Origin of the sequence: Jiella marina (genome assembly GCF_024359545.1) — a bacterium.
In the GTDB taxonomy this organism is placed as follows: Bacteria; Pseudomonadota; Alphaproteobacteria; order Rhizobiales; family Rhizobiaceae; genus Jiella.
This window is the reverse complement of sequence record NZ_JAKQZG010000014.1, coordinates 132,540-150,613: the sequence shown is the minus strand read 5'-3', so window position 1 is coordinate 150,613 and position 18,074 is coordinate 132,540. Positions and strand designations below refer to the sequence as shown.

At 64.1% G+C, this 18,074-nt stretch carries 18 protein-coding genes; 7 read left to right on the top strand and 11 right to left on the bottom strand.

The annotated features are described in order from the left end of the window. Positions 1 to 5: 5 nt before the first annotated feature. The 6 genes from MF134_RS20740 to MF134_RS20715 form a co-directional block, all read right to left on the bottom strand. The gene (locus MF134_RS20740) at positions 6 to 464 is read right to left on the bottom strand and encodes an NfeD family protein (protein ID WP_255341317.1); all 459 of its coding nucleotides are present in this window, start codon (positions 462 to 464) and stop codon (positions 6 to 8) included. Positions 465 to 469: 5 nt separating this feature from the next. Continuing rightward, positions 470 to 1,477: an SPFH domain-containing protein gene (locus MF134_RS20735; protein WP_255341316.1), complete on the bottom strand. Its 1,008-nt coding sequence runs from the start codon at positions 1,475 to 1,477 to the stop codon at positions 470 to 472. A 119-nt stretch (positions 1,478 to 1,596) separates the two neighbouring features. Next, positions 1,597 to 2,664, bottom strand: a complete 1,068-nt coding sequence (hemH, locus tag MF134_RS20730) for a ferrochelatase (protein WP_255341315.1) — start codon at positions 2,662 to 2,664, stop codon at positions 1,597 to 1,599. A gap of 225 nt (positions 2,665 to 2,889) precedes the next feature. After that, complete coding sequence (locus MF134_RS20725) at positions 2,890 to 3,249, bottom strand: hypothetical protein (protein ID WP_255341314.1); 360 nt, start codon at positions 3,247 to 3,249, stop codon at positions 2,890 to 2,892. Positions 3,250 to 3,445: 196 nt separating this feature from the next. After that, positions 3,446 to 4,891 (bottom strand): homospermidine synthase, encoded by a 1,446-nt coding sequence (locus MF134_RS20720; protein ID WP_255341313.1) that lies wholly within the window; start codon positions 4,889 to 4,891, stop codon positions 3,446 to 3,448. A 181-nt stretch (positions 4,892 to 5,072) separates the two neighbouring features. After that, positions 5,073 to 6,893 carry a M3 family oligoendopeptidase gene (locus MF134_RS20715; RefSeq protein WP_255341312.1) on the bottom strand — a complete coding sequence of 607 codons (1,821 nt, stop codon included), beginning with the start codon at positions 6,891 to 6,893 and terminating at the stop codon, positions 5,073 to 5,075. A 241-nt stretch (positions 6,894 to 7,134) separates the two neighbouring features. Between MF134_RS20715 and MF134_RS20710 the strand changes: the two genes are divergently transcribed. Continuing rightward, positions 7,135 to 8,646, top strand: coding sequence for a sigma-54-dependent transcriptional regulator (locus tag MF134_RS20710; protein WP_255341311.1), 1,512 nt, complete (start codon positions 7,135 to 7,137; stop codon positions 8,644 to 8,646). Positions 8,647 to 8,784: 138 nt separating this feature from the next. After that, positions 8,785 to 9,741: a Gfo/Idh/MocA family protein gene (locus MF134_RS20705; RefSeq protein ID WP_255341310.1), complete on the top strand. Its 957-nt coding sequence runs from the start codon at positions 8,785 to 8,787 to the stop codon at positions 9,739 to 9,741. 204 nt (positions 9,742 to 9,945) lie between these two features. Here MF134_RS20705 and mnmA read toward each other — a convergent pair whose 3' ends face one another. Continuing rightward, positions 9,946 to 11,130 (bottom strand): tRNA 2-thiouridine(34) synthase MnmA, encoded by a 1,185-nt coding sequence (gene mnmA, locus MF134_RS20700; RefSeq protein WP_255341309.1) that lies wholly within the window; start codon positions 11,128 to 11,130, stop codon positions 9,946 to 9,948. A 292-nt stretch (positions 11,131 to 11,422) separates the two neighbouring features. Between mnmA and sciP the strand changes: the two genes are divergently transcribed. Further along, positions 11,423 to 11,713: a CtrA inhibitor SciP gene (gene sciP, locus MF134_RS20695; RefSeq protein ID WP_255341308.1), complete on the top strand. Its 291-nt coding sequence runs from the start codon at positions 11,423 to 11,425 to the stop codon at positions 11,711 to 11,713. Positions 11,714 to 11,848: 135 nt separating this feature from the next. Here sciP and MF134_RS20690 read toward each other — a convergent pair whose 3' ends face one another. The 3 genes from MF134_RS20690 to MF134_RS20680 all read right to left on the bottom strand — a co-directional run bounded on the left by MF134_RS20690 (position 11,849) and on the right by MF134_RS20680 (position 13,624). Further along, positions 11,849 to 12,262, bottom strand: coding sequence for a response regulator (locus tag MF134_RS20690; protein WP_255341307.1), 414 nt, complete (start codon positions 12,260 to 12,262; stop codon positions 11,849 to 11,851). Positions 12,263 to 12,422: 160 nt separating this feature from the next. Next, entirely contained in the window at positions 12,423 to 12,959 is a 537-nt protein-coding gene (gene hpt, locus MF134_RS20685) for a hypoxanthine phosphoribosyltransferase (RefSeq protein ID WP_255341306.1), read from the bottom strand. After that, positions 12,956 to 13,624 carry a hypothetical protein gene (locus tag MF134_RS20680; protein ID WP_255341305.1) on the bottom strand — a complete coding sequence of 223 codons (669 nt, stop codon included), beginning with the start codon at positions 13,622 to 13,624 and terminating at the stop codon, positions 12,956 to 12,958. The genes hpt and MF134_RS20680 overlap by 4 nt, the downstream gene beginning before the upstream one ends. Positions 13,625 to 13,911: 287 nt before the next feature. Here MF134_RS20680 and ftsE point away from each other — a divergent pair, with 287 nt between their 5' ends. The 4 genes from ftsE to MF134_RS20660 all read left to right on the top strand — a co-directional run bounded on the left by ftsE (position 13,912) and on the right by MF134_RS20660 (position 17,483). Next, positions 13,912 to 14,622 (top strand): cell division ATP-binding protein FtsE, encoded by a 711-nt coding sequence (gene ftsE / locus MF134_RS20675; RefSeq protein WP_255341326.1) that lies wholly within the window; start codon positions 13,912 to 13,914, stop codon positions 14,620 to 14,622. Continuing rightward, complete coding sequence (locus tag MF134_RS20670; protein ID WP_255341304.1) at positions 14,615 to 15,604, top strand: cell division protein FtsX; 990 nt, start codon at positions 14,615 to 14,617, stop codon at positions 15,602 to 15,604. Before ftsE ends, MF134_RS20670 begins: the two co-directional genes overlap by 8 nt. Before the next feature lie 202 nt (positions 15,605 to 15,806). Next, a complete protein-coding gene (locus MF134_RS20665; RefSeq protein ID WP_255341303.1) occupies positions 15,807 to 16,529 on the top strand; it encodes a YdcF family protein in 723 nt (240 codons plus the stop codon). A gap of 162 nt (positions 16,530 to 16,691) precedes the next feature. Then, positions 16,692 to 17,483: a lysophospholipid acyltransferase family protein gene (locus MF134_RS20660; RefSeq protein ID WP_255341302.1), complete on the top strand. Its 792-nt coding sequence runs from the start codon at positions 16,692 to 16,694 to the stop codon at positions 17,481 to 17,483. A gap of 40 nt (positions 17,484 to 17,523) precedes the next feature. Here the strand turns inward: MF134_RS20660 and MF134_RS20655 are convergent, their stop codons facing one another. Further along, positions 17,524 to 18,036, bottom strand: a complete 513-nt coding sequence (locus MF134_RS20655; protein ID WP_255341301.1) for a gamma-glutamylcyclotransferase — start codon at positions 18,034 to 18,036, stop codon at positions 17,524 to 17,526. Between the last annotated feature and the right edge of the window lie 38 nt (positions 18,037 to 18,074).

Genomic DNA, 18,074 nt, shown 5'->3' with positions numbered 1-18,074 from the left:
CGGCCTCAGTCGACGGGCTCGACCCGCAGAACCGAACCGTCGGCGCCGGTCACGCGGACGCGGGTTCCCTCGGGCAGGTCCGGGCCGGAGACGGTCCACCAGCTATCCTCGACCGCGATCCGGCCGCGACCATTGGTGATGGCCTGGGTCAGCGGGGCTTCGCGCCCGACGAGACGGCGTGTGCGGCTGTTGAGGCTCGAGCCTTCCTCGCTCTGCTCGACCCGGTCGTACCAGCGCCGGCCGAGATAGAGGCAGACGGCCGAAACGACCACGAAGGCGACGACCTGCTGCTCCCAGCCGAACCAGCCCGTTCCGGACAGGAAGAAGGCGTTCGTGCCGATGATCAAGGCGGCGATGCCGAAGAACACGAGGTAGACGCCGGGCAGGGCGACTTCGAGGATGAGCAAGAGGAGACCGGCGATCCACCAGCCATAGTCCATCAGCGCTTCGAGGAGGGAATCCATCGGGCTCAATCCGCGTCTGGCTGGCTTTGCGGGACTGTCCAGGCTGGGCGATCAGTGCGCGGTCGCGGGCGTGTCGGCGGAGTGGTTGGGCTCGGCTCTTCTCCGAAGGTCGCGCGGGCAATTTCGGCGATGCCGGCCACAGAGCCGATGAGCGAGGATGCCTCCAGCGGCATCAGGACGACCCGTTGGTTGGGCGCGGCGGCGAGCTTGCCGAGCGCTTCGGTGTATTTCTGGGCAACGAAGTAGTTGATGGCCTGAACGTCACCTGCGGAAATCGCCTCCGAGACCAGCCGCGTTGCGGTTGCCTCCGCCTCGGCCAGGCGCTCGCGCGCTTCCGCTTCCCTATAGGCCGCCTCGCGCTTGCCCTCGGCCTGCAGGATCTGCGACTGCTTCTCGCCCTCCGCCCGCAGGATGGCGGCGTTGCGCGAGCCTTCGGCTTCGAGGATCTCGGCTCGCTTTTCGCGCTCGGCCATCATCTGGCGAGCCATGGCATCGACGAGATTCTTCGGCGGGTTGATGTCCTTGATCTCGATGCGGGTGATCTTGATGCCCCAATTGTCGGAGGCATTGTCGACCACGCGCAGAATCTTCTCCGAGATCGCATCGCGATTGGACAGGAGATCGTCGAGATCCATCGAGCCCATGACCGAGCGCAGATTGGTCATCACCAGATTGAGGATCGCATTGTCGAGGCCGGAGACCTCATAGGCCGCCGATTTGGCGTCGAGGATCTGGTAGAAGGCGACGCCGTCCGCGGCCACCGAAGCGTTGTCGCGGGTGATCACCTCCTGCGTCGGGACGTCGAGCACCTGCTCCATCATGTTCATCTTGTGCCCGACACGCTCGACAAAGGGCACCAGAATGTTCAGCCCCGGCGTCAGTGTCCGGGTGTATCGGCCGAAATTCTCGACGGTATAGTTGTATCCCTGCGGCACGATCTTGATCGTCGAAAACAGGACGACGATGCCGAAGAAAAGGACGACGAGGATAAAGATGCTGCTGGCGGTCAACATGCCGGTCTCCAGCGCCAGCCGCGTATTCCGGCGGGCGCACCTGTTGCAAGGCCCCGCCTGACTATGCCTGTGCAGGGACCGAAGGCAAGGGCGGTCTTGCCGCCAAGCTTGCCCGCTCGTTATTCGACGTCGATCCAGCCTTTCAGCTCACGTCGCACCATCGCCTCGATGACGTCCATGCCCGCCTCGGAATCGTTGAGGCATGGAATGTGGGAGAAATGCTCGCCGCCGGCCTCGTGGAAAATTTCACCGGCTTCACCGGCGATCTCTTCCAGCGTCTCCAGACAGTCGGAGACGAAGCCGGGATTGAGGACAGCGATCCGCTTGGTCCCCGTTCGTGCCAGTTCCTCGACCGTCTTGTCCGTATAGGGCTGCAGCCATTCCTCCGGGCCGAAGCGCGACTGGAAGGTGGTGATCAGCCGCCCCTCCGGCCAGCCGAGCCGCTCCTTCAGGAGGCGCGAGGTCTTCTGGCAGTGGCAGTGATAGGGGTCGCCCTTGCGGAAATAGCTCTGCGGGATGCCGTGATACGAGGCGATCACCTTTTCCGGCTCGAAATCGAGGCTTTCGAGATGGGTCTCGATCGAGCGGGCGAGCGCGTCGATATAGACCGGCTCGTCGTGATAGGCAGGCACGGTGCGCACCGCCGGCATCCAGCGCTGCGCCATCATGTGCTCGAAGAACTTGTCGTTCACCGTCGCCGTGGTCGAGGCGGAGTATTGCGGATAGAGCGGGAAGACGAGGATCCGCTCGCAGCCTTCCTGCATCAGATAGTCGGCGCGCTCGGCGATCGACGGGTTGCCGTAGCGCATTGCCCAGTCGACGACGACCTCGCCATGGCCGGCCATTCGCATCGCAAGCTTTTCGCCCTGCGACCGGGTGAAGGTCCGCAAAGGCGATTCGTTCTTTTCGGTGTTCCAGATCTCGGCATAGGCCGCACCGGACTTCTTCGGCCGGGTGTTGAGCACGATGCCGTAGAGAATCGGATACCAGGCCACGCGAGGCCATTCGATGACCCGCTTGTCCGAAAGGAATTCCTTCAGATAGCGGCGCATCGGCTTGAAGTCGGTCCCGTCCGGCGTGCCGAGATTGACGAGCAGCACGCCGACCTTCGATCGCTTGACGGGAGGATGCTCCGGGGGAAGGGGGCCGATCGCGCGCTCGGCGACCGTCTTGGTAAGGGCGTTCATCCTGCCATCCCTGAACACACGCAATGGGTGGGAGGGCGTGCACGGAAGAAGCGAATCCGATCGCTCGGCCTTCCTGTCGCACACCTCGTTCAAATCGCCTTGCGCTTCAACGCGCTCGGCAGTGCCGATATAGGCGATTTCGCTGAGATTTGAATGCGACAAATGCTAAGACCGGCCGCTTTCCGCAGCCGGTCCCAGCAAAGGTAAACAGGTTCGTCGAATGCGTCAGGCGCGCACGAACTCGAAACGCGTCCCGGTGGAGTTGGCACAGGCCAGACGGCTGGGCGCAACCTGATTGCAATTCGCCGATTGCTGGGCGCCTGTCGTGCGCGAGGTGTAGAGAATGTTGATCTGTCCCGGCCCGAGCGAGGAATAGGTGCCGCTGGCGAGGACACCGCCGGTGCCCTGCTCGACGGACGCGAACCGGCCGTTGTTGAAGGTCGCCGTGTAGGCGACGGGCCCGCCGACGGACGACCACCGACCCTCGATTCCCTGCGGCTGCACCGAGGCGGATCTGCCGCCCGTCTGACAGGCCGCCAGCCCTGCCGTTGCGATGACTGCAAGTGCGATGGCGCCTCGACGCATCGGATACCCCCTCATTTCTCGGCGTGGACGGATCCGCACGACCACGCGCCGAACTCAACCTCTGTCATCCCGCTGCTGCAACGCTGTTTCAGTTCGAGACAACCTTTCGAACCGGCATAGCCGAATTTCGGCCTTCTGTCATGGAATGTGACACTGCGATTCACGCGGAATCCTCAGAAATCCACGCTTCGCTCCATCAGCGGACGAGGATGTTCTTGAACTGCCAGGGGTCCTTCTCGTCGATGTCTTCGGGGAAGAGGCCAGGACGATCCACGAGCGGGGTCCAGTTGGTGTAGTAGCCCTTGACCGGCCCGAGATAGGGCGTCTGCACTTCGAGGCAGCGCTTGTAGTCCATCTCGTCGGCCTCGACGATGCCGACTTCCGGATTCTCCAGCGCCCAGACCATGCCGGCGAGCACGGCCGAGGTCACCTGCAGCCCGGTGGCGTTCTGGTAGGGCGCGATCTGGCGGGTTTCCTCGATCGACAGCTGCGAGCCGTACCAGTAGGCGTTCTTCTCGTGGCCGTAGAGGAGCACGCCGAGTTCATCGATGCCGTCGACGATCTCGTTCTCGTCGAGAACGTGAAGCTCGGGCTGGATCTTGCCGGCGGCGCCGAAGAGTTCGTGCAGGGAAAGCACGGCATCATTCGCCGGGTGATAGGCATAGTGCGAGGTCGGCCGATAGGTGACCTCGTCGTCCTTGTTGCGATGGGTGAAATAGTCGGCGATCGAGATCGACTCGTTGTGGGTCACCAGGAAGCCGTATTGCGGTCCCGGGGTCGGGCACCAGGTGCGCACGCGGGTGTTGGCGCCCGGCTGCTCGAGATAGATCGCCGCCTGACAGCCCTTCTTGTGCTTCTTGGCGTTCTTCGGCATCCACTTCTCATGGGTGCCCCAGCCGAGTTCCGACGGCTGCATACCCTCTGAAAGGAAGCCTTCCACCGACCACGTGTTCCAGAAGACGTTCATCGGTTTCGGCAGCTTGGCGCGCTGGGTGTCGCGCTCGGCGATGTGGACGCCCTTGACGCCGGCCTTCTTCATCAGCTTCGCCCAGGCTTCGCGGTCGTGCTGGCCGGGCTCGGTGAACTCCAGGCCGGTGTCGCGGGCGATGTCGACGAGCGCCTTCTTGACGAACCAGGAGACCATGCCGGGATTGGCGCCGCAGCAGGAGACGGCCGTCGTGCCGCCCGGGTTCTTGCGCTTCTCCTTGCGCACCGTCTCGCGCAGCGCGTAGTTCGTGCGTTCGGCATTCGACATGTTCTTGTCGAAGTAGAAGCCAAGCCACGGCTCGACGACGGTGTCGATGTAAAGAACGCCCAGCTTGCGGCAGAGCTTGATCAGGTCGAGCGAGCCGGTGTCGACGGAGAGGTTGACGCAGAAGCCCTGGCCATCGCCTTCGGTGAGAAGCGGGGTGAGGAGTTCCTCATAATTCTTGCGGGTCACCGCCTCATGGACGAAGCGGATGCCGCGCTCGTCGAGGAGATGGCGACCGGAATCGTCGGGATCGACGACGATGAAGCGGTTCTTGTCGTAATTGAAATGCCGCTCGATCAGCGGCAGCGTTCCCTTGCCGATGGACCCGAAGCCGATCATGACGACCGGGCCGGTGATTGTGCCGTGGATCGGGTGGCCATTCTCAGACATGGGCGCTCTCAATTCCTCAAAGACGGTGTTCCAGCGGAGGGCAAGCTAAGGTGCCGTCGGCGCGTGGCAAATCCTGCGAACGCGCTAGACGGTTTCCCTGTCAAATAATAGGGGCGCTTGGACGGATTGCGTCTGCATGTTTGCGGCGGCCGGCGCGCAGATGCAGCGCCGGCCGAGTTCCTCAGCCCATCGCTTCCAGCTCGTCGATGAATCCGGAGATCATCGACAGGCCCTTCGACCAGAAGGCGGGATCGGACGCGTCGAGGCCGAAGGGGGCCAGAAGCTCCGAGTGGTGCTTGGTGCCGCCGGCCTTCAGCATCTCGAAATACTTCTCCTGAAAGCCCGTCTCGGAGTTCCGGTAGACCGCATAGAGCGAGTTCACCAGGCAGTCGCCGAAGGCATAGGCGTAGACGTAGAAGGGCGAGTGGATGAAGTGCGGGATGTAGGTCCAGTAGGTGTCGTAGCCATCGCCCAGCCGGATCGCCGGGCCAAGGCTCGCGCCCTGAATCTCGAGCCAGATCTCGCCGATGCGCTCGGCGGTCAGTTCGCCCTCGCGGCGCTCGATATGGAGCCGACGCTCGAACTGGTAGAAGGCGATCTGCCGGACCACCGTGTTGATCATGTCCTCGACCTTGGAGGCGAGCAGCGTCTTGCGCTCCGCGTCGGTCTTGGCCTGATCGAGCAGGGAGCGGAAGGTCAGCATCTCACCGAAGACCGAAGCGGTTTCGGCAAGGGTTAGCGGGGTCGCCGCCATCAGCGCGCCCTGGCGCCCGGCCAGCACCTGATGGACCCCGTGGCCGAGTTCATGAGCGAGCGTCATCACGTCGCGCGGCTTGCCCATATAGTTGAGCAGGACATAGGGGTGGACGCTCGGCACTGTCGGGTGGGCGAAGGCGCCCGGCGACTTGCCCGGCCGCACCGCGGCGTCGATCCAGGAATTGTCGAAGAAGCGCTCGGCGATCGAGGCCATCTCCGGCGCGAAGCCCGAATAGGCCGACAGCACCGTCTGGCGGGCTTCGTCCCATGGAATGTCGCGGCGCTTGGCGTCCGGGAGCGGCGCGTTGCGGTCCCAATATTCGAGCTGGTCGAGCCCGAGCCACTTCGCCTTCATCGCGTAGTAGCGGTGGGAGATCGTCGGATAGGCGTCGCTCACTGCCTTGGTCAGCGCGTCGACCACGTCGCGCTCGACGCGATTGGCGAGATGGCGGGAATCGGCGACGTCCTCGAAGCCCCGCCAGCGGTCGGAGATCTCCTTGTCCTTGGCGAGCGTGTTGGTGATCAGGGTGAAGGTGCGCAGGTTCTCGCTGAAGACGTTGGCGAGCGCGCTCGCGGCCTTGCGCCGCTTCTCTCGCTCGGTGTCCTGCAGAAGGTTCAGCGCCGCCTCGATCGACATGTCCTCGTCGTCGACGGTGAAGCGCAGCGAGGTGAGCGTCTCGTCGAACAGCCGGTTCCAGGCGCCGGCGCCCGTGACCGCCTTGTCGTGGAAGAGCTCCTCCACTCGGTCTTCGAGCTGAAACGGCTTGTCCTGCCTCAGATCGACGATCCAGGGCCGGTAGTGGCCGAGCGCCGGGTCACGATCCATCGCCGCGTCCATCTCGCTGTCGTCGACCCGGTTCAATTCGAGACTGAAGAACAGGAGCTTCGAGGCGATGTCGGTGACGTTGGACTGGATGTCGCCATAAAACTTGGCGCGGGCGGGATCCGAGGTGTCACCGGAATAGATGAGCCCGGCATAGGAGATGATCCGGCCGAGAAGCTCTTCCAGCTCCTCATACTGCTTCACCGCGTCCGCCAGTTTGCCGTCCGTGGCGCGGACCTCCTCCGCCAGCTTCCCGCGCCAGCGGCTCTGGAACGCGCTGGCCAGTTCTCGCGCCTTTGCGAGATCATCGGCCAATTCCGGGCTCTGCATGCCGGGATAGAGGTCGGCGAGGTTCCACTCGGGCAGGGCGGCATTCTCTGTCGCCGCCGCTTCTGCCGCGGAGCGCAGTGGATGGAAGGTCATGGGCATCGTCATCAAGTCTCGTCTCGTGTCGGTTTGCATCGCCAATAGCGGTTTCATCCCGGGCGGCCAAGCCGGCAGAGGCCGCGATTTCGCGCCGGCCAAGCCTTTCTGAAAGGTTACCGTCTTTCTTCGAAAGTGGCTGAAATCAAAGGCAAATTATTGTCCGTCCTTGTTGAGATGGATTTTATCCGTGCGTGCCAAATTGGGTCATTCTCGCACCAAGACGAGATCGGAGGCGAATATGACCGAGATCGTTCTGATCGTCGATGACGATCCGATACAGCGGCGTCTGCTCGATGCTCACATCTCCCGCATGGGTCTGCAACCGCTGCATTGCGATGGCGGCCGCGCGGCGATCAACGCCTTGGGCAGTCCCAAGGCGGGACAGATCGCCGCCGTCGTGCTCGACCTGATGATGCCCGACAAGAGCGGCATGGAGGTCATGGCGGAGATGCGCCGCAACCGCATGGACGTGCCGATCATCGTCCAGACGGCGAAGGGTTCGATCGACACGGTTGTCGAAGCGATGCGCACGGGCGCGTTCGACTTCGTGGTCAAGCCGGTCGCACCGGAACGGTTCCGCCAGACACTGGCGAATGCCGTGCGGATGCACGCCACGGCCCGGCCGAGCCAGAAGCACGCCGGCATTTCGAAACTGACGCCCGAGCGGATGTCGCCGATCATGGCGCCGGTCCTGGAAAAGGCGGCCAAGGCGGCGCGCTCCAACATTCCGATCCTGATCGGCGGTGAGACGGGTGTGGGCAAGGAGTGGCTGGCGCGGGCGATCCAGTCGGTCGGCGAGCGCGCCGAGAAGCCTTTCGTGACGGTCAATTGCGGGGCGCTGCCGTCCGAACTTGTCGAAAGCATCCTGTTCGGCCATGCCAAGGGCGCCTTCACCGACGCGACCCAACCGCATGGTGGCAAGTTTCTGGAAGCCGACGGGGGAACGCTGTTTCTCGACGAGGTCGGCGAGCTCGCGCCCGCCGCCCAGGTCAAGCTGCTGCGCGTGCTGCAGGAAGGCGAGATCGACCCGGTCGGGGCGAGCAAGCCGCTTAAGGTGGATGTCCGGCTGATTTCGGCGACCAATCGCGATCTGGGTGCAGCGGTGGCCGACGGGCGTTTCCGCGAAGACCTCTATTATCGGCTCAACGCCTTCGAGATCACCGTGCCGCCCCTGCGCGACCGCCGTTCCGAGATCGGCGAACTGTGCCGGCAGTTTCTGGCTCGACTGACACTGGTGGAGCGCGCTTCGCCCGTGAAGGCGATCGACGCGCCCGCCCTGGAGCTTCTGCAAAGCTATGACTGGCCGGGCAATATTCGCCAGCTCGAAAACGTCCTGCATCGCGCCGTGGTCCTGGGCGAGACGGAGATGCTGGGCGTGGAGGATTTCCCCCAGATTGCCGCGATGATCGAGGCCACAGAACGGGGAGGCGGCGCGCTGGGTGTGGTCGCGGGAGGCGAGGCGATCACGACGGACGAAGTGCCTATGCCGCAGCCTTCTCTTGCGTCCGACTCAGGCGGGGGAGCGGAACCGGCAGCAACCGCCGCAACAAGCGAACCGGTGCCCGAGGGGGCGTTCCCGATTCGCGACACGGATGGCCAGATCCGCCGGATCGTCGATGTGGAGGCAGATCTCATTCGTCTGGCCGTCGACCAGTATGATGGCCGCATGAGCGAGATCGCCCGAAGGCTCGGGATCGGCCGCTCGACGCTCTATCGCAAGATGCGTGAATACAAGATCGCCGACCGGTAGCAACGGCATCGGGCGTTGGCCCTGCGAAGACGGCTCGTCTTCCTTGCTCTCGTCCGAAGCGGGGGCTAGAGCCACGCGGATATGATGAAGATCGGTCCGGCGCGGGAAAGAAACGGATCGAGCGGGAAAGGAAAGCGGATGCAGCCGAGAATCGCCGTCGTCGGATGCGGGCAGTGGGGCCAGAACCATATTCGCACGCTGGCCGAGATCGGTGTGCTGGCCGCCGTCGCCGACCGCAACCCCGACCGGGCAGAGGGATTCGCCGAGCGTTTCGACGTGCCCGCGCTTGAGCCCGATGCGGCGATCGCCTCCACCGACATCGATGCGCTGGTGCTGGCTTTGCCCGCGAGCGTCCATGGGCCCGTGGCGCGGGCGGCCTTTGCCGCCGGCAAGGACGTCCTGATCGAAAAGCCGATCGCCCTCGACCCGGCCGATGCCGAACTGACGGCGCAGGTCGCGGAGCGCGCCAACCGTATTCTGATGGTCGGCCACGTCCTGCGCTTTCATCCGGTGTTTCAACGGCTCTGCGCCGCTGTCGCGGAAGGGCGGATCGGCACGGTCCGCCATCTGATCGCAAACCGCATGGGGCTCGGCCGTTTCCTTGGCATGGATGTGGTGTGGGATCTCGCCCCGCACGACCTGTCGCTCATCCTCAAGCTGTCGAACGCGATGCCCCAGAGCGTCTCGGCGACGCGGCGGAGCGTGCTTTCCGACGAGACCGACATTGCCGACATCGTTCTGGAGTTCGCCGGCGGCCTCAAGGCGGAAGTGCATGTCTCGCGCGTCTCGCCCTACCGCGACCGACGCTTCTCGGTGATCGGCACGCAGGGCATGCTGGTCTTCGACGATCTGGCACCCGAGGGCGAGAAACTCTCGCTCTACGGCCATCGGGTCTGGCGCGACGGCCCTAATTTCTCCTTCGAGAACGCCCCCGTCACCTACCTGCCGGTCTCGCCCGGCCTGCCGCTCGACCGCGAACTGCGCCACTTCATCGACTGCATCGTGAATCGCCGGCAACCGGAAACCGGCGCGGCCGAGGCGGTGGAAACGGTGCGTATTCTGAGTTCTGCGTCGCCGCTGAAGAACGGCGTGTGAGGAAAAGGTGGCGTGGCGAGCACCTTGTTCCGCGCAGCTTGCCTCGGTCGGAAGGGGCGCTCCACTTTGATGTCGTCATCCCGGCTCAAGGCCCGGAGGACGGGGCTGTCGCCGAATCGAGGCGGCCAAACTCAGCCGAATGCAATCGCCGTGCAGACAATCTGTAGCCGAGCGCATCCCGCTCCCGACACGCTGGAACGATCCTCAAGCCGTCGTCGTCACCAAATCGCGGTCTGCGTTGGCTGCTTCGACTTCCGGCAGGCTCTCCGTGATGACGCCGCCGCCGAGAACTTCTGCGCCGGCTTCCACCCCGTCATAGAAGACGCAGGCCTGACCGGGCGCGACGCCGTCTTCGCCCAGCACTAGCTCCACTTCGACCGAACCATCCGAAGTCGCGCGGATATGGGCCGGCGCGGGCGGACGGGTGGAGCGGACCTTGACGTGGAGCTCGCGTTCCGAGGCTGCATAGTCCTCCGGGCGCGTCTCGCCGAGCCAGTTGACGTCGCGCAGCCGGATCCGATGCGTCCTGAGCGCCGAACGCGGGCCGACCGTCACGGTCGCTGACGCGGCGTCGAGGGCGACGACATAGAGCGGCTCGCCCGCAGCGACGCCGAGGCCGCGGCGCTGGCCGATCGTGAAATTGACGATGCCCTCGTGCCGGCCGAGGTGCCGCCCGTCGATATGGACGATATCGCCCGGCTCGCCAGCCTCGGGGCGGAGCTTGCGAATCACGTCAAAATAGCGGCCCTTGGCGACGAAGCAGATGTCCTGACTGTCCGGCTTGGCCGCGACGGCGAGGCCAAAGCGTTCGGCGATCTGGCGCGTTTCGTCCTTGGTCAGCGTGCCCAAGGGAAACCGCAGGAAGTCGAGTTGCGCCTGCGTCGTCCCATAGAGGAAATAGCTCTGGTCGCGGTCGAGGTCGCGCGGTCGAAACATGGCGCGATGAGCGCCCCGCTGCCGGGTCTCGATATAGTGGCCGGTGGCCAGCGCATCCGCGCCGAGATCCGCGGCGGTCTCCAGAAGATCGCGGAACTTGACCGTCTGATTGCAGGCGACACAGGGAATCGGCGTCTCGCCGGCAAGGTAGCTCTCGGCGAAAGGATCGATCACGGCCTTGCGGAACTTCTCCTCATAGTCGAGCACGTAATGGTCGATGCCGAGCTTTTCGGAGACGCGGCGGGCGTCATGAATGTCCTGACCCGCGCAGCAGGCTCCTGCGCGGCGCGGCGTCGCGCCGCTGTCGTAAAGCTGCAGGGTGATGCCGACGACGTCATAGCCGGCTTCCGCGAGAAGCGCGGCGACCACCGAGGAATCCACTCCGCCCGACATGGCGACGACCACCCGGGTCTCGGCCGGCGGCTTGGGAATATCCAGACTGTTCAATGACATTTGACGCTTTCGCTGCGTTCGGTTCGATCGCGCGACAGTCTCTTCAGCGAAGAAGGCGAAGACAGACGGCACGTTTCGATACGGCCAATTCGCCTGCTCTTTCAAGGGTTCTTCAGGGCGAAAATTTGGCGAAATCACTCAGCTTTGGCGGCGAAAGCCGAAGGCCTGTCGCGATATGCGATGATTTTCAGCGACTTCTTATCGAAAGCTTACGTGTGGCTTGACGGAATTTTTAGAAGCGGGGGTTATGGTCATCGCTGATTGGGTCTTTGGGTAAATTGTCGAGAGTGCAATGACCGATCAGGTTAGACCAAGAGTGAAATACGTCATCGGCCCCGATGGGAGTCCGTTGACGCTGGCAGATCTACCGCCGACCAATACGCGGCGTTGGGTCATCCGTCGAAAGGCCGAGGTCGTGGCCGCCGTGCGCGGCGGCTTGCTCAGCCTGGATGAGGCGTGTTCGCGTTACACGCTGACGGTGGAGGAGTTCCTGTCATGGCAGATGTCGATCGATCAGCATGGGCTGGCCGGTCTGCGAACGACGCAATTGCAGGAATATCGCCGAAAAACCGAACTGCACTGACGGAAAGCGGCCTCGTGAAAGGCCGCTTTCCGCAGTTCAGTTTAGGCTTCTTGAAGAACGTGCCGAGAACTCGCCAGCATTCTGCAGCTTGATCTCGGACTTGGCCGTCGGCGCGGGGAAACGCGCCGCTCGCGATCAGGCGCAGTATCGCTGGGGAAGCACTTCTTCGGTCTCCGCGGATTCGTTCTCGGCGAGAATCCGGCCGACATGACGCCGAATCTCAGCAATCGAGAACGGCTTGTCGAGGACGCCGAGAATGATCGAGGCGAGATCTTCCGCCGCTTCCTTCTGTTCGGCATATCCGGTCATCAGGAGAATCGGCAGGCCCGGCCACCGCTTCGCGCTGGCATGGGCGAGTTCGATGCCGGTCATTGCCGGCATGCGAATGTCGGAGAGCACGAGGTCGAAGGCGCCTTCCTGCTCCTCGAGGGTTTCGAGCGCCAGTTCGCCGTCTTCCGCCGTCGTGACGTCATGGCCGTCCAGACGCAGGGCCCGCTCGACGAGACGCCGAACTCCCATGTCGTCTTCCGCAATCAAGATCTTAGCCACGCAATACCTCTCATCTTCGCGCGATGAGTCCATGTGCCACCAGCAATCGCCGATTTAGCTGGTCCGAAGCTGACTTGCGAGGATATTCGAGCGGGAATGAGGCCAAAAGCCGTCACTATCGGCCTTGGCAAGGGTGAAAGTCGGCTTCCGCCGCGGGGCGTCACCCGACGACGCGTCCGATGAAGGGCAGTTCGCGGAAGGCGTGGCCCACATCCATTCCATAGCCCACGACGAAATGGTCCGGGCAGTCGAAACCGATGAAGTCGGCGTCGATCTCCGCCTTGCGATGCCCGCGCTTTTCCAGAAGTGCCGCCAGACGAACCGACGTCGCGCCCCGCGAAAGCAGGAGCTCGCGCGCGAAATGAAGCGTGCGGCCCGATTCCAGGATGTCGTCGACCAGAAGGACGGGGCGACCCGAAACGTCGGCATCGACGTCGCGCAGAATGCGGATTTCACCGCCCTCGGTCCCGCCGCCGTAGCTCGACAGCGAAATGAACTCGACCTCCGGCGCGATGCCTTCCTCATGCAGGGCTCTGAGAAGGTCGGCGGCGAAGACGAAGGCGCCCTTCAGCACCGAGACGATGATCAGATCGTCGGTGGCGCTTGCCGCGATCTCGCGGGCGACGCGCTGGACCTCGCCGGCGATCTCGTCGGCGCTGAAGAGGGTCTCGATCGATTTTCCGCGAACCGTGATCACGGCGTTCCTTCGCGGGCGGTCTCCAGGAATCCCACTCTGACTTCTCCATCGGACCGGGCCGGCACGGCGATCATTGAAACGATTTCGACCCGCTGGTTCGGATCGAGCGTGGCGACGGCGGTGCGCAGCGTGCGACTGTTCACGTGACCGTCTGGATTCTCGAAATCTACCCTGATGGTCGGAATGACCGCAACAGCCTTGCCGCGGTTCTCCACGGTGCCGGTGATCGTCAGCACCTTGCCTTCGCCGCGCTCGCTGATCGAGGCGGAGACCTCCAGCAGCCGGACGGAGGAGGTGGCGGACGAATCGAAGACCGTCGCCGCCACCGGCGCTTCGGGGAAGCTCAGCAGAAAGGTCGGCAGAAGGGCCAGGCCGAAGGCGAAGCCCGCGGCGAGGACGCCGAATCGCGCGGGAGTCAGGCGCTGTCGGCTCGCGCGATGCGACACGGGGTGCGGTCGGGCGGAGGCGCTCCCGGCGCCATGTTGTACCGGCTGCGAGGTGGTCTCCCTCCCGCGCGAAAGTCCGGCGACCTGCGACCACACGAGATCCGGCCGTGCGCCGTGGCCTGCGGCCGGTCCGGTCGGCTTGCGGCGGCCGAAATGCTGCGCGGGCTCGCCTTCCGGATTGGCACTGCGTGCGCCGAAGGTGTTTCGGGCGGCCGCCATCTCGCTCGGCGACTTGGTTCGCCGCGTGCGGGAGGTCACTTCGGCGTGGCCTTCGAGGCAGGGGCCTAGCGCGATCTGTCGTCGCGGCTCATGCTGGAGGGGCGAGTGTGCGCCGCTGCTCTTGCCGAATGCGTCCATGCGATCCTCCGCTGATCGATCCAGCAAGCGGTAAGGAAACATGCTTAACAAGTGGTGAACGCCGTCGCCGCCCGGGCGGCGCGTTCCGGCGCGACGGCATGCATCGGCGCGAAATGGCCAAGGTCTTCCGGCATTGCCGCGTCGTTTCGATGGGCCGAGCGGAGATCGGCCCGCTTGTTGAACGAGAACGGGGATCCGGCTTGATACGGTTCGAAAATGTCGGGCTGCGCTATGACATGGGGCCGGAGGTGCTGCGCGATCTCACCTTCGAGATCCGCCGCCAGTCCTTCCAGTTCCTGACGGGCCCGTCCGGCGCGGGCAAGACCAGCCTGCTCAGGATGCTGTTTCTGGCGCTCAAGCCGACGCGCGGCCTGATCACCGTGCTCGGACGCGACGTCGCGACTCTGACGCGCCGGGACCTGCCGTCGATCCGGCGCCGAATCGGCGTGGTGTTCCAGGATTTCCGTCTGCTCGATCACATGACGACCTATGAGAATGTCGCCCTGCCGCTGCGGGTGCGCGGCAAGGAAGAGGCGACCTATCGCCAGGACGTGGTCGATCTGATCAAATGGGTCGGTCTCGGCGAGCGTATCAATGCACTCCCCGTCGTTCTCTCCGGCGGCGAGAAGCAGCGCGCCGCGATCGCCCGCGCGCTGATCGATCAGCCGGACATCCTGCTTGCGGACGAGCCGACCGGCAATGTCGACGCGCCGCTCGCCCGCCGGCTGCTGAGACTGTTCCTGGAACTCAATCGCTCCGGGACCGCCGTCGTCATCGCCACCCACGATCTGGGTCTGATGGACCAGGTCGAGGCGCGACGGCTGGTTCTCTCCGACGGTCGGCTCACCATCTATGACTGATCTCGCAGCCCATCTCGTCGATATCAGGGAGCGCGTTCTCGGCTGGGCAAACAGCCTGCGGCAGCCGCGCGCCACGCCGATCGTCCCACCCGGAAACGTGGCGGGCAGGGCGCTGACCACGGTCATCGCGATCATGACCTTCCTGGCGAGCCTGACCGTCGGCGGCGTCAGTCTCGTCTCGGAGACCGCCGGCCGCTGGCAGAACGACATTTCGGAGGAAATCACCGTTCAGGTGAAGCCGGCCGAAGGTCTCGACATGCTGGTCGCGCTGGAGACGGTGCGGCAGATCGCGATCGAGACACCGGGTGTCGTCGGGGCCTCCATCATGGACGAGGCCTCCACCGGTCGTCTGCTCGAACCCTGGCTCGGCGAAGGTGTCGATCTCGACGAACTGCCGGTTCCTCGGCTGGTGATCATCGGCATCGACTCGGACGATCCGCCGGATTTCGCGGCGCTCGGCGAGGAACTGCGGCGGCAGGTCCCGCAGTCCGAACTCGACGATCACAGGGCCTGGGTGTCGCGGCTCGTCGCCATGGCGCGTTCGATGGTGCTGGCGGGGAGCTTCGTGCTGGCCCTCGTCCTGATCGCGACGATCCTCACCGTGGTTTTCGCCACGCGCGGCGCCATGTCCGGCAACCGCCAGATCGTCGAGGTCCTGCATTTCGTCGGCGCGCGGGCCGGGTTCATCGCTTCGGAATTCCAGCGCCACTTCCTGCGGCTTGGTCTCATCGGTGCGGCCACCGGTGGTGTTCTGGCGATGATGGTCTTTGCATTGATCGGATCCTGGACCGATTCCAACCGGGCGACGCCCGAAGCCGATCAGATCAGTGCGCTGTTCGGATCGTTCTCGATCGGCTGGTTCGGATATGCCGGCGTGGTCGGATTGATCGTCACGGTGGCGACGCTGACGGCCCTGACCTCGCGCTGGACGGTCACACGCCATCTGGCCGAAATCGACATGATCTCGCCGGTCGAAGGTTAAGCCTTAGTTAACCGGATTGGTCGAACTTTATGTTTTGTCATCGATCGTCAATGCGCTGCCGCATTCGCGCGCCATGGTCGGATCGATATCGCGAAAAGAAGGGAGCAGTGATGGCAGGTTGCGTAGCAGTCGGCCTGAAACAGCCTTTCTCCGCAGCATCCCGATGCCTTTACCGGTGTTGCGACCGTGAAGAGTGGCCGCAATGACGATTGCTTTCGATCCACTAGAAGCCATGGCCGAGCCTTCCCCCCAGAGGGTGAAGCGGCGGTCGGCACCCTGGTCGGGCCGCAAACGGTCGCTGGCCGGCGCGCTGATCCTTGCGGCGATGGCCGGCTATTTCGCGGGCGGTTTCCTGCGTTTCGCTGAGGAGGTGGAGCGCCTGTCGAAGCCGGCGGGTGCCGCGGCGGCCGACGGCATCGTTGTCCTGACCGGCGGTGCCATGCGCATCGACTATGCGATCGATCTCCTGAAGGATGGGCGTGGTCGCAGACTGCTGATCAGCGGCGTCCATCCGGGCACCACGGCGACCACCCTGGCGCGCCTGACAGACACCGACAAGGCCTGGTTCGACTGCTGCGTCGACATCGACTATGTCGCCGCCGATACGATCGGTAACGCCGAGATGACTGGCCGGTGGGCCTCGAGTCTGGGCTTTCGCGATCTCATTCTGGTGACGAGCGACTATCACATGCCGCGTTCGCTGATCGAATTCGACCGCGTCGACACGATTCGCTCCGTCACGCCCTACGCCGTGAGGCGCGATGATTTGTGGCAGCGCGATGCGATGCCGAGCCTGTCGGGGCTCAAGATCATGCTGACCGAATATGCCAAGCTGATCGCCACGCGGCTGCGCGGCGCCGTCGGGTTGTCCAATCCTCCCATGCCGGCGCCGCCCCAGCTCGCGAGCCTCGACCAGGCGGAATGATGCCGCGCGACGCCTGCTCGCGATGGAGGCCGATCTCATGTCGATCACGGAGAGGAGGCGTGCTATGCGAGCCGCTGATCTTCAGTGGTCGCCGGCCCATCTTCCACGGCATCGCCGCGTGAGGAACGGCTGCATCACATCTGCCCCGGAGCCCGACGGCCCATGACGTTCTTGCGCTCGCTTGCCTTCAATGTCGCCTTCTACGCCAATCTGATCCTGCAACTGATCTTCTTTTCGCCGGTCTTCTTCTTCGTGCGGGAAGAGACGGCCTGGCGGATCGTCAAGAATTGGGCGAAGTCGAGCTTGTGGCTTCTGGCCAAGATTGTCGGCACGCGCTCCGTCCTGACCGGACAGGAGCATATCCCGTCAGGCGGGGCGATCATCGCCTCCAAGCATCAGTCCTTCTGGGAAATCTTCGCGCTTCTGCCCGAAATCGAGCGGCCGACTTTCATTCTGAAGAAGGAACTGATGGCGATCCCGCTGTTCGGTGCCTTCGCCCGGCGGATGAACATGATCCCGGTCGATCGGGCCAAGCGAGGCGGCGCCATCAACGCCATGGTTTCTGCCGCCGAGGTCGCAGTCCGGCAGGGGCGGCAAATCGTCATTTTTCCCGAAGGCACACGGACGGCCCCCGGTGCCGAGGTCGAATATCGCCAGGGCGTCTTTCGGCTCTACGAGGCGCTGGGACTGCCGGTGGTCCCCGTCGCTCTCAATTCCGGCCTCTGTTGGCCGCGCAACAGCTTCATCAAGAAGAAGGGGACGATCCGGGCCGAATTCCTGCCCGTGCTGCCGTCAGGGCTCGGCCGCCAGGAGTTTCTGGACGCGCTGCGGTCGGCGATCGAGTCGCGTTCGAGGGAACTGTCGTCCGGACGCCATGGTCCGCACGATCCCGGCTCGAAGCCGGCGGAAAACTCCGGCCGGTTGAACGGTATCGGTGACCCGGTGCAGTCTTGAGCAAAGGCTGGCCGGTGTTCTCGCCGCGCATCGTCAGCTGTCACAGCCGGGATACGACCTCCTGGAGCCAATGGTCCTTCAAGCCCATCGCATCGATATGCTCGAATGCGTTCCTGACATAGTCTACATTGGCACCCGAGCGGCCATGGCTGCGCTTTACGATGGCAGCTGCCGAGGCGGTGTCCATCTTGCCCGCATACTGGGTGTGGCCGCGATCGACCACATAGGTGAGCGCCCGCACGCGCCGGCCGTCCACCGTACGGATCTGCAGAACCAGTTCCCGATAGACATGGGTGACGAGTTCTCGCTCGCGGAGATAGGCGATGGTGGCGTCCTTTTTCGAATCCTCGACCCGAAAGGCCATTCCGACGCACGAGCCGCCGCGGTCGAGGCCGAAGACGAGGCCGGGCCGCTCCGGCGTGCCGCGGTGGACGAAGGAGTGGACGCAAAGCGAACGATGATAGCCTGCGAGCCTTGCCTTTGCGCTTTCCACATAGTCAAAGCCTGGTCGCCAGATCAGTGACCCGTAACCGAATACCCAGAATTCTTCCATTGCGCCCGATACGTCTCGTCCATTGCCACCGGCGGGTT

Bases quoted from the DNA above. Each gene is read 5' to 3' on its own strand.
- MF134_RS20735 (WP_255341316.1), bottom strand. From the start codon at position 1,477: ATGTTGACCGCCAGCAGCATCTTTATCCTCGTCGTCCTTTTCTTCGGC.
- MF134_RS20715 (WP_255341312.1), bottom strand. From the start codon at position 6,893: ATGACCTTCCATCCACTGCGCTCCGCGGCAGAAGCGGCGGCGACAGAG.
- MF134_RS20670 (WP_255341304.1), top strand. From the start codon at position 14,615: ATGACTGATCTCGCAGCCCATCTCGTCGATATCAGGGAGCGCGTTCTC.
- mnmA (WP_255341309.1), bottom strand. From the start codon at position 11,130: ATGTCATTGAACAGTCTGGATATTCCCAAGCCGCCGGCCGAGACCCGG.
- MF134_RS20740 (WP_255341317.1), bottom strand. From the start codon at position 464: ATGGATTCCCTCCTCGAAGCGCTGATGGACTATGGCTGGTGGATCGCC.
- hemH (WP_255341315.1), bottom strand. From the start codon at position 2,664: ATGAACGCCCTTACCAAGACGGTCGCCGAGCGCGCGATCGGCCCCCTT.
- MF134_RS20720 (WP_255341313.1), bottom strand. From the start codon at position 4,891: ATGTCTGAGAATGGCCACCCGATCCACGGCACAATCACCGGCCCGGTC.
- ftsE (WP_255341326.1), top strand. From the start codon at position 13,912: ATGGGCCGAGCGGAGATCGGCCCGCTTGTTGAACGAGAACGGGGATCC.
- MF134_RS20705 (WP_255341310.1), top strand. From the start codon at position 8,785: ATGCAGCCGAGAATCGCCGTCGTCGGATGCGGGCAGTGGGGCCAGAAC.
- MF134_RS20655 (WP_255341301.1), bottom strand. From the start codon at position 18,036: ATGGAAGAATTCTGGGTATTCGGTTACGGGTCACTGATCTGGCGACCA.
- MF134_RS20665 (WP_255341303.1), top strand. From the start codon at position 15,807: ATGACGATTGCTTTCGATCCACTAGAAGCCATGGCCGAGCCTTCCCCC.
- MF134_RS20725 (WP_255341314.1), bottom strand. From the start codon at position 3,249: ATGCGTCGAGGCGCCATCGCACTTGCAGTCATCGCAACGGCAGGGCTG.
- sciP (WP_255341308.1), top strand. From the start codon at position 11,423: ATGACCGATCAGGTTAGACCAAGAGTGAAATACGTCATCGGCCCCGAT.
- MF134_RS20680 (WP_255341305.1), bottom strand. From the start codon at position 13,624: ATGGCGGCCGCCCGAAACACCTTCGGCGCACGCAGTGCCAATCCGGAA.
- MF134_RS20710 (WP_255341311.1), top strand. From the start codon at position 7,135: ATGACCGAGATCGTTCTGATCGTCGATGACGATCCGATACAGCGGCGT.
- MF134_RS20660 (WP_255341302.1), top strand. From the start codon at position 16,692: ATGACGTTCTTGCGCTCGCTTGCCTTCAATGTCGCCTTCTACGCCAAT.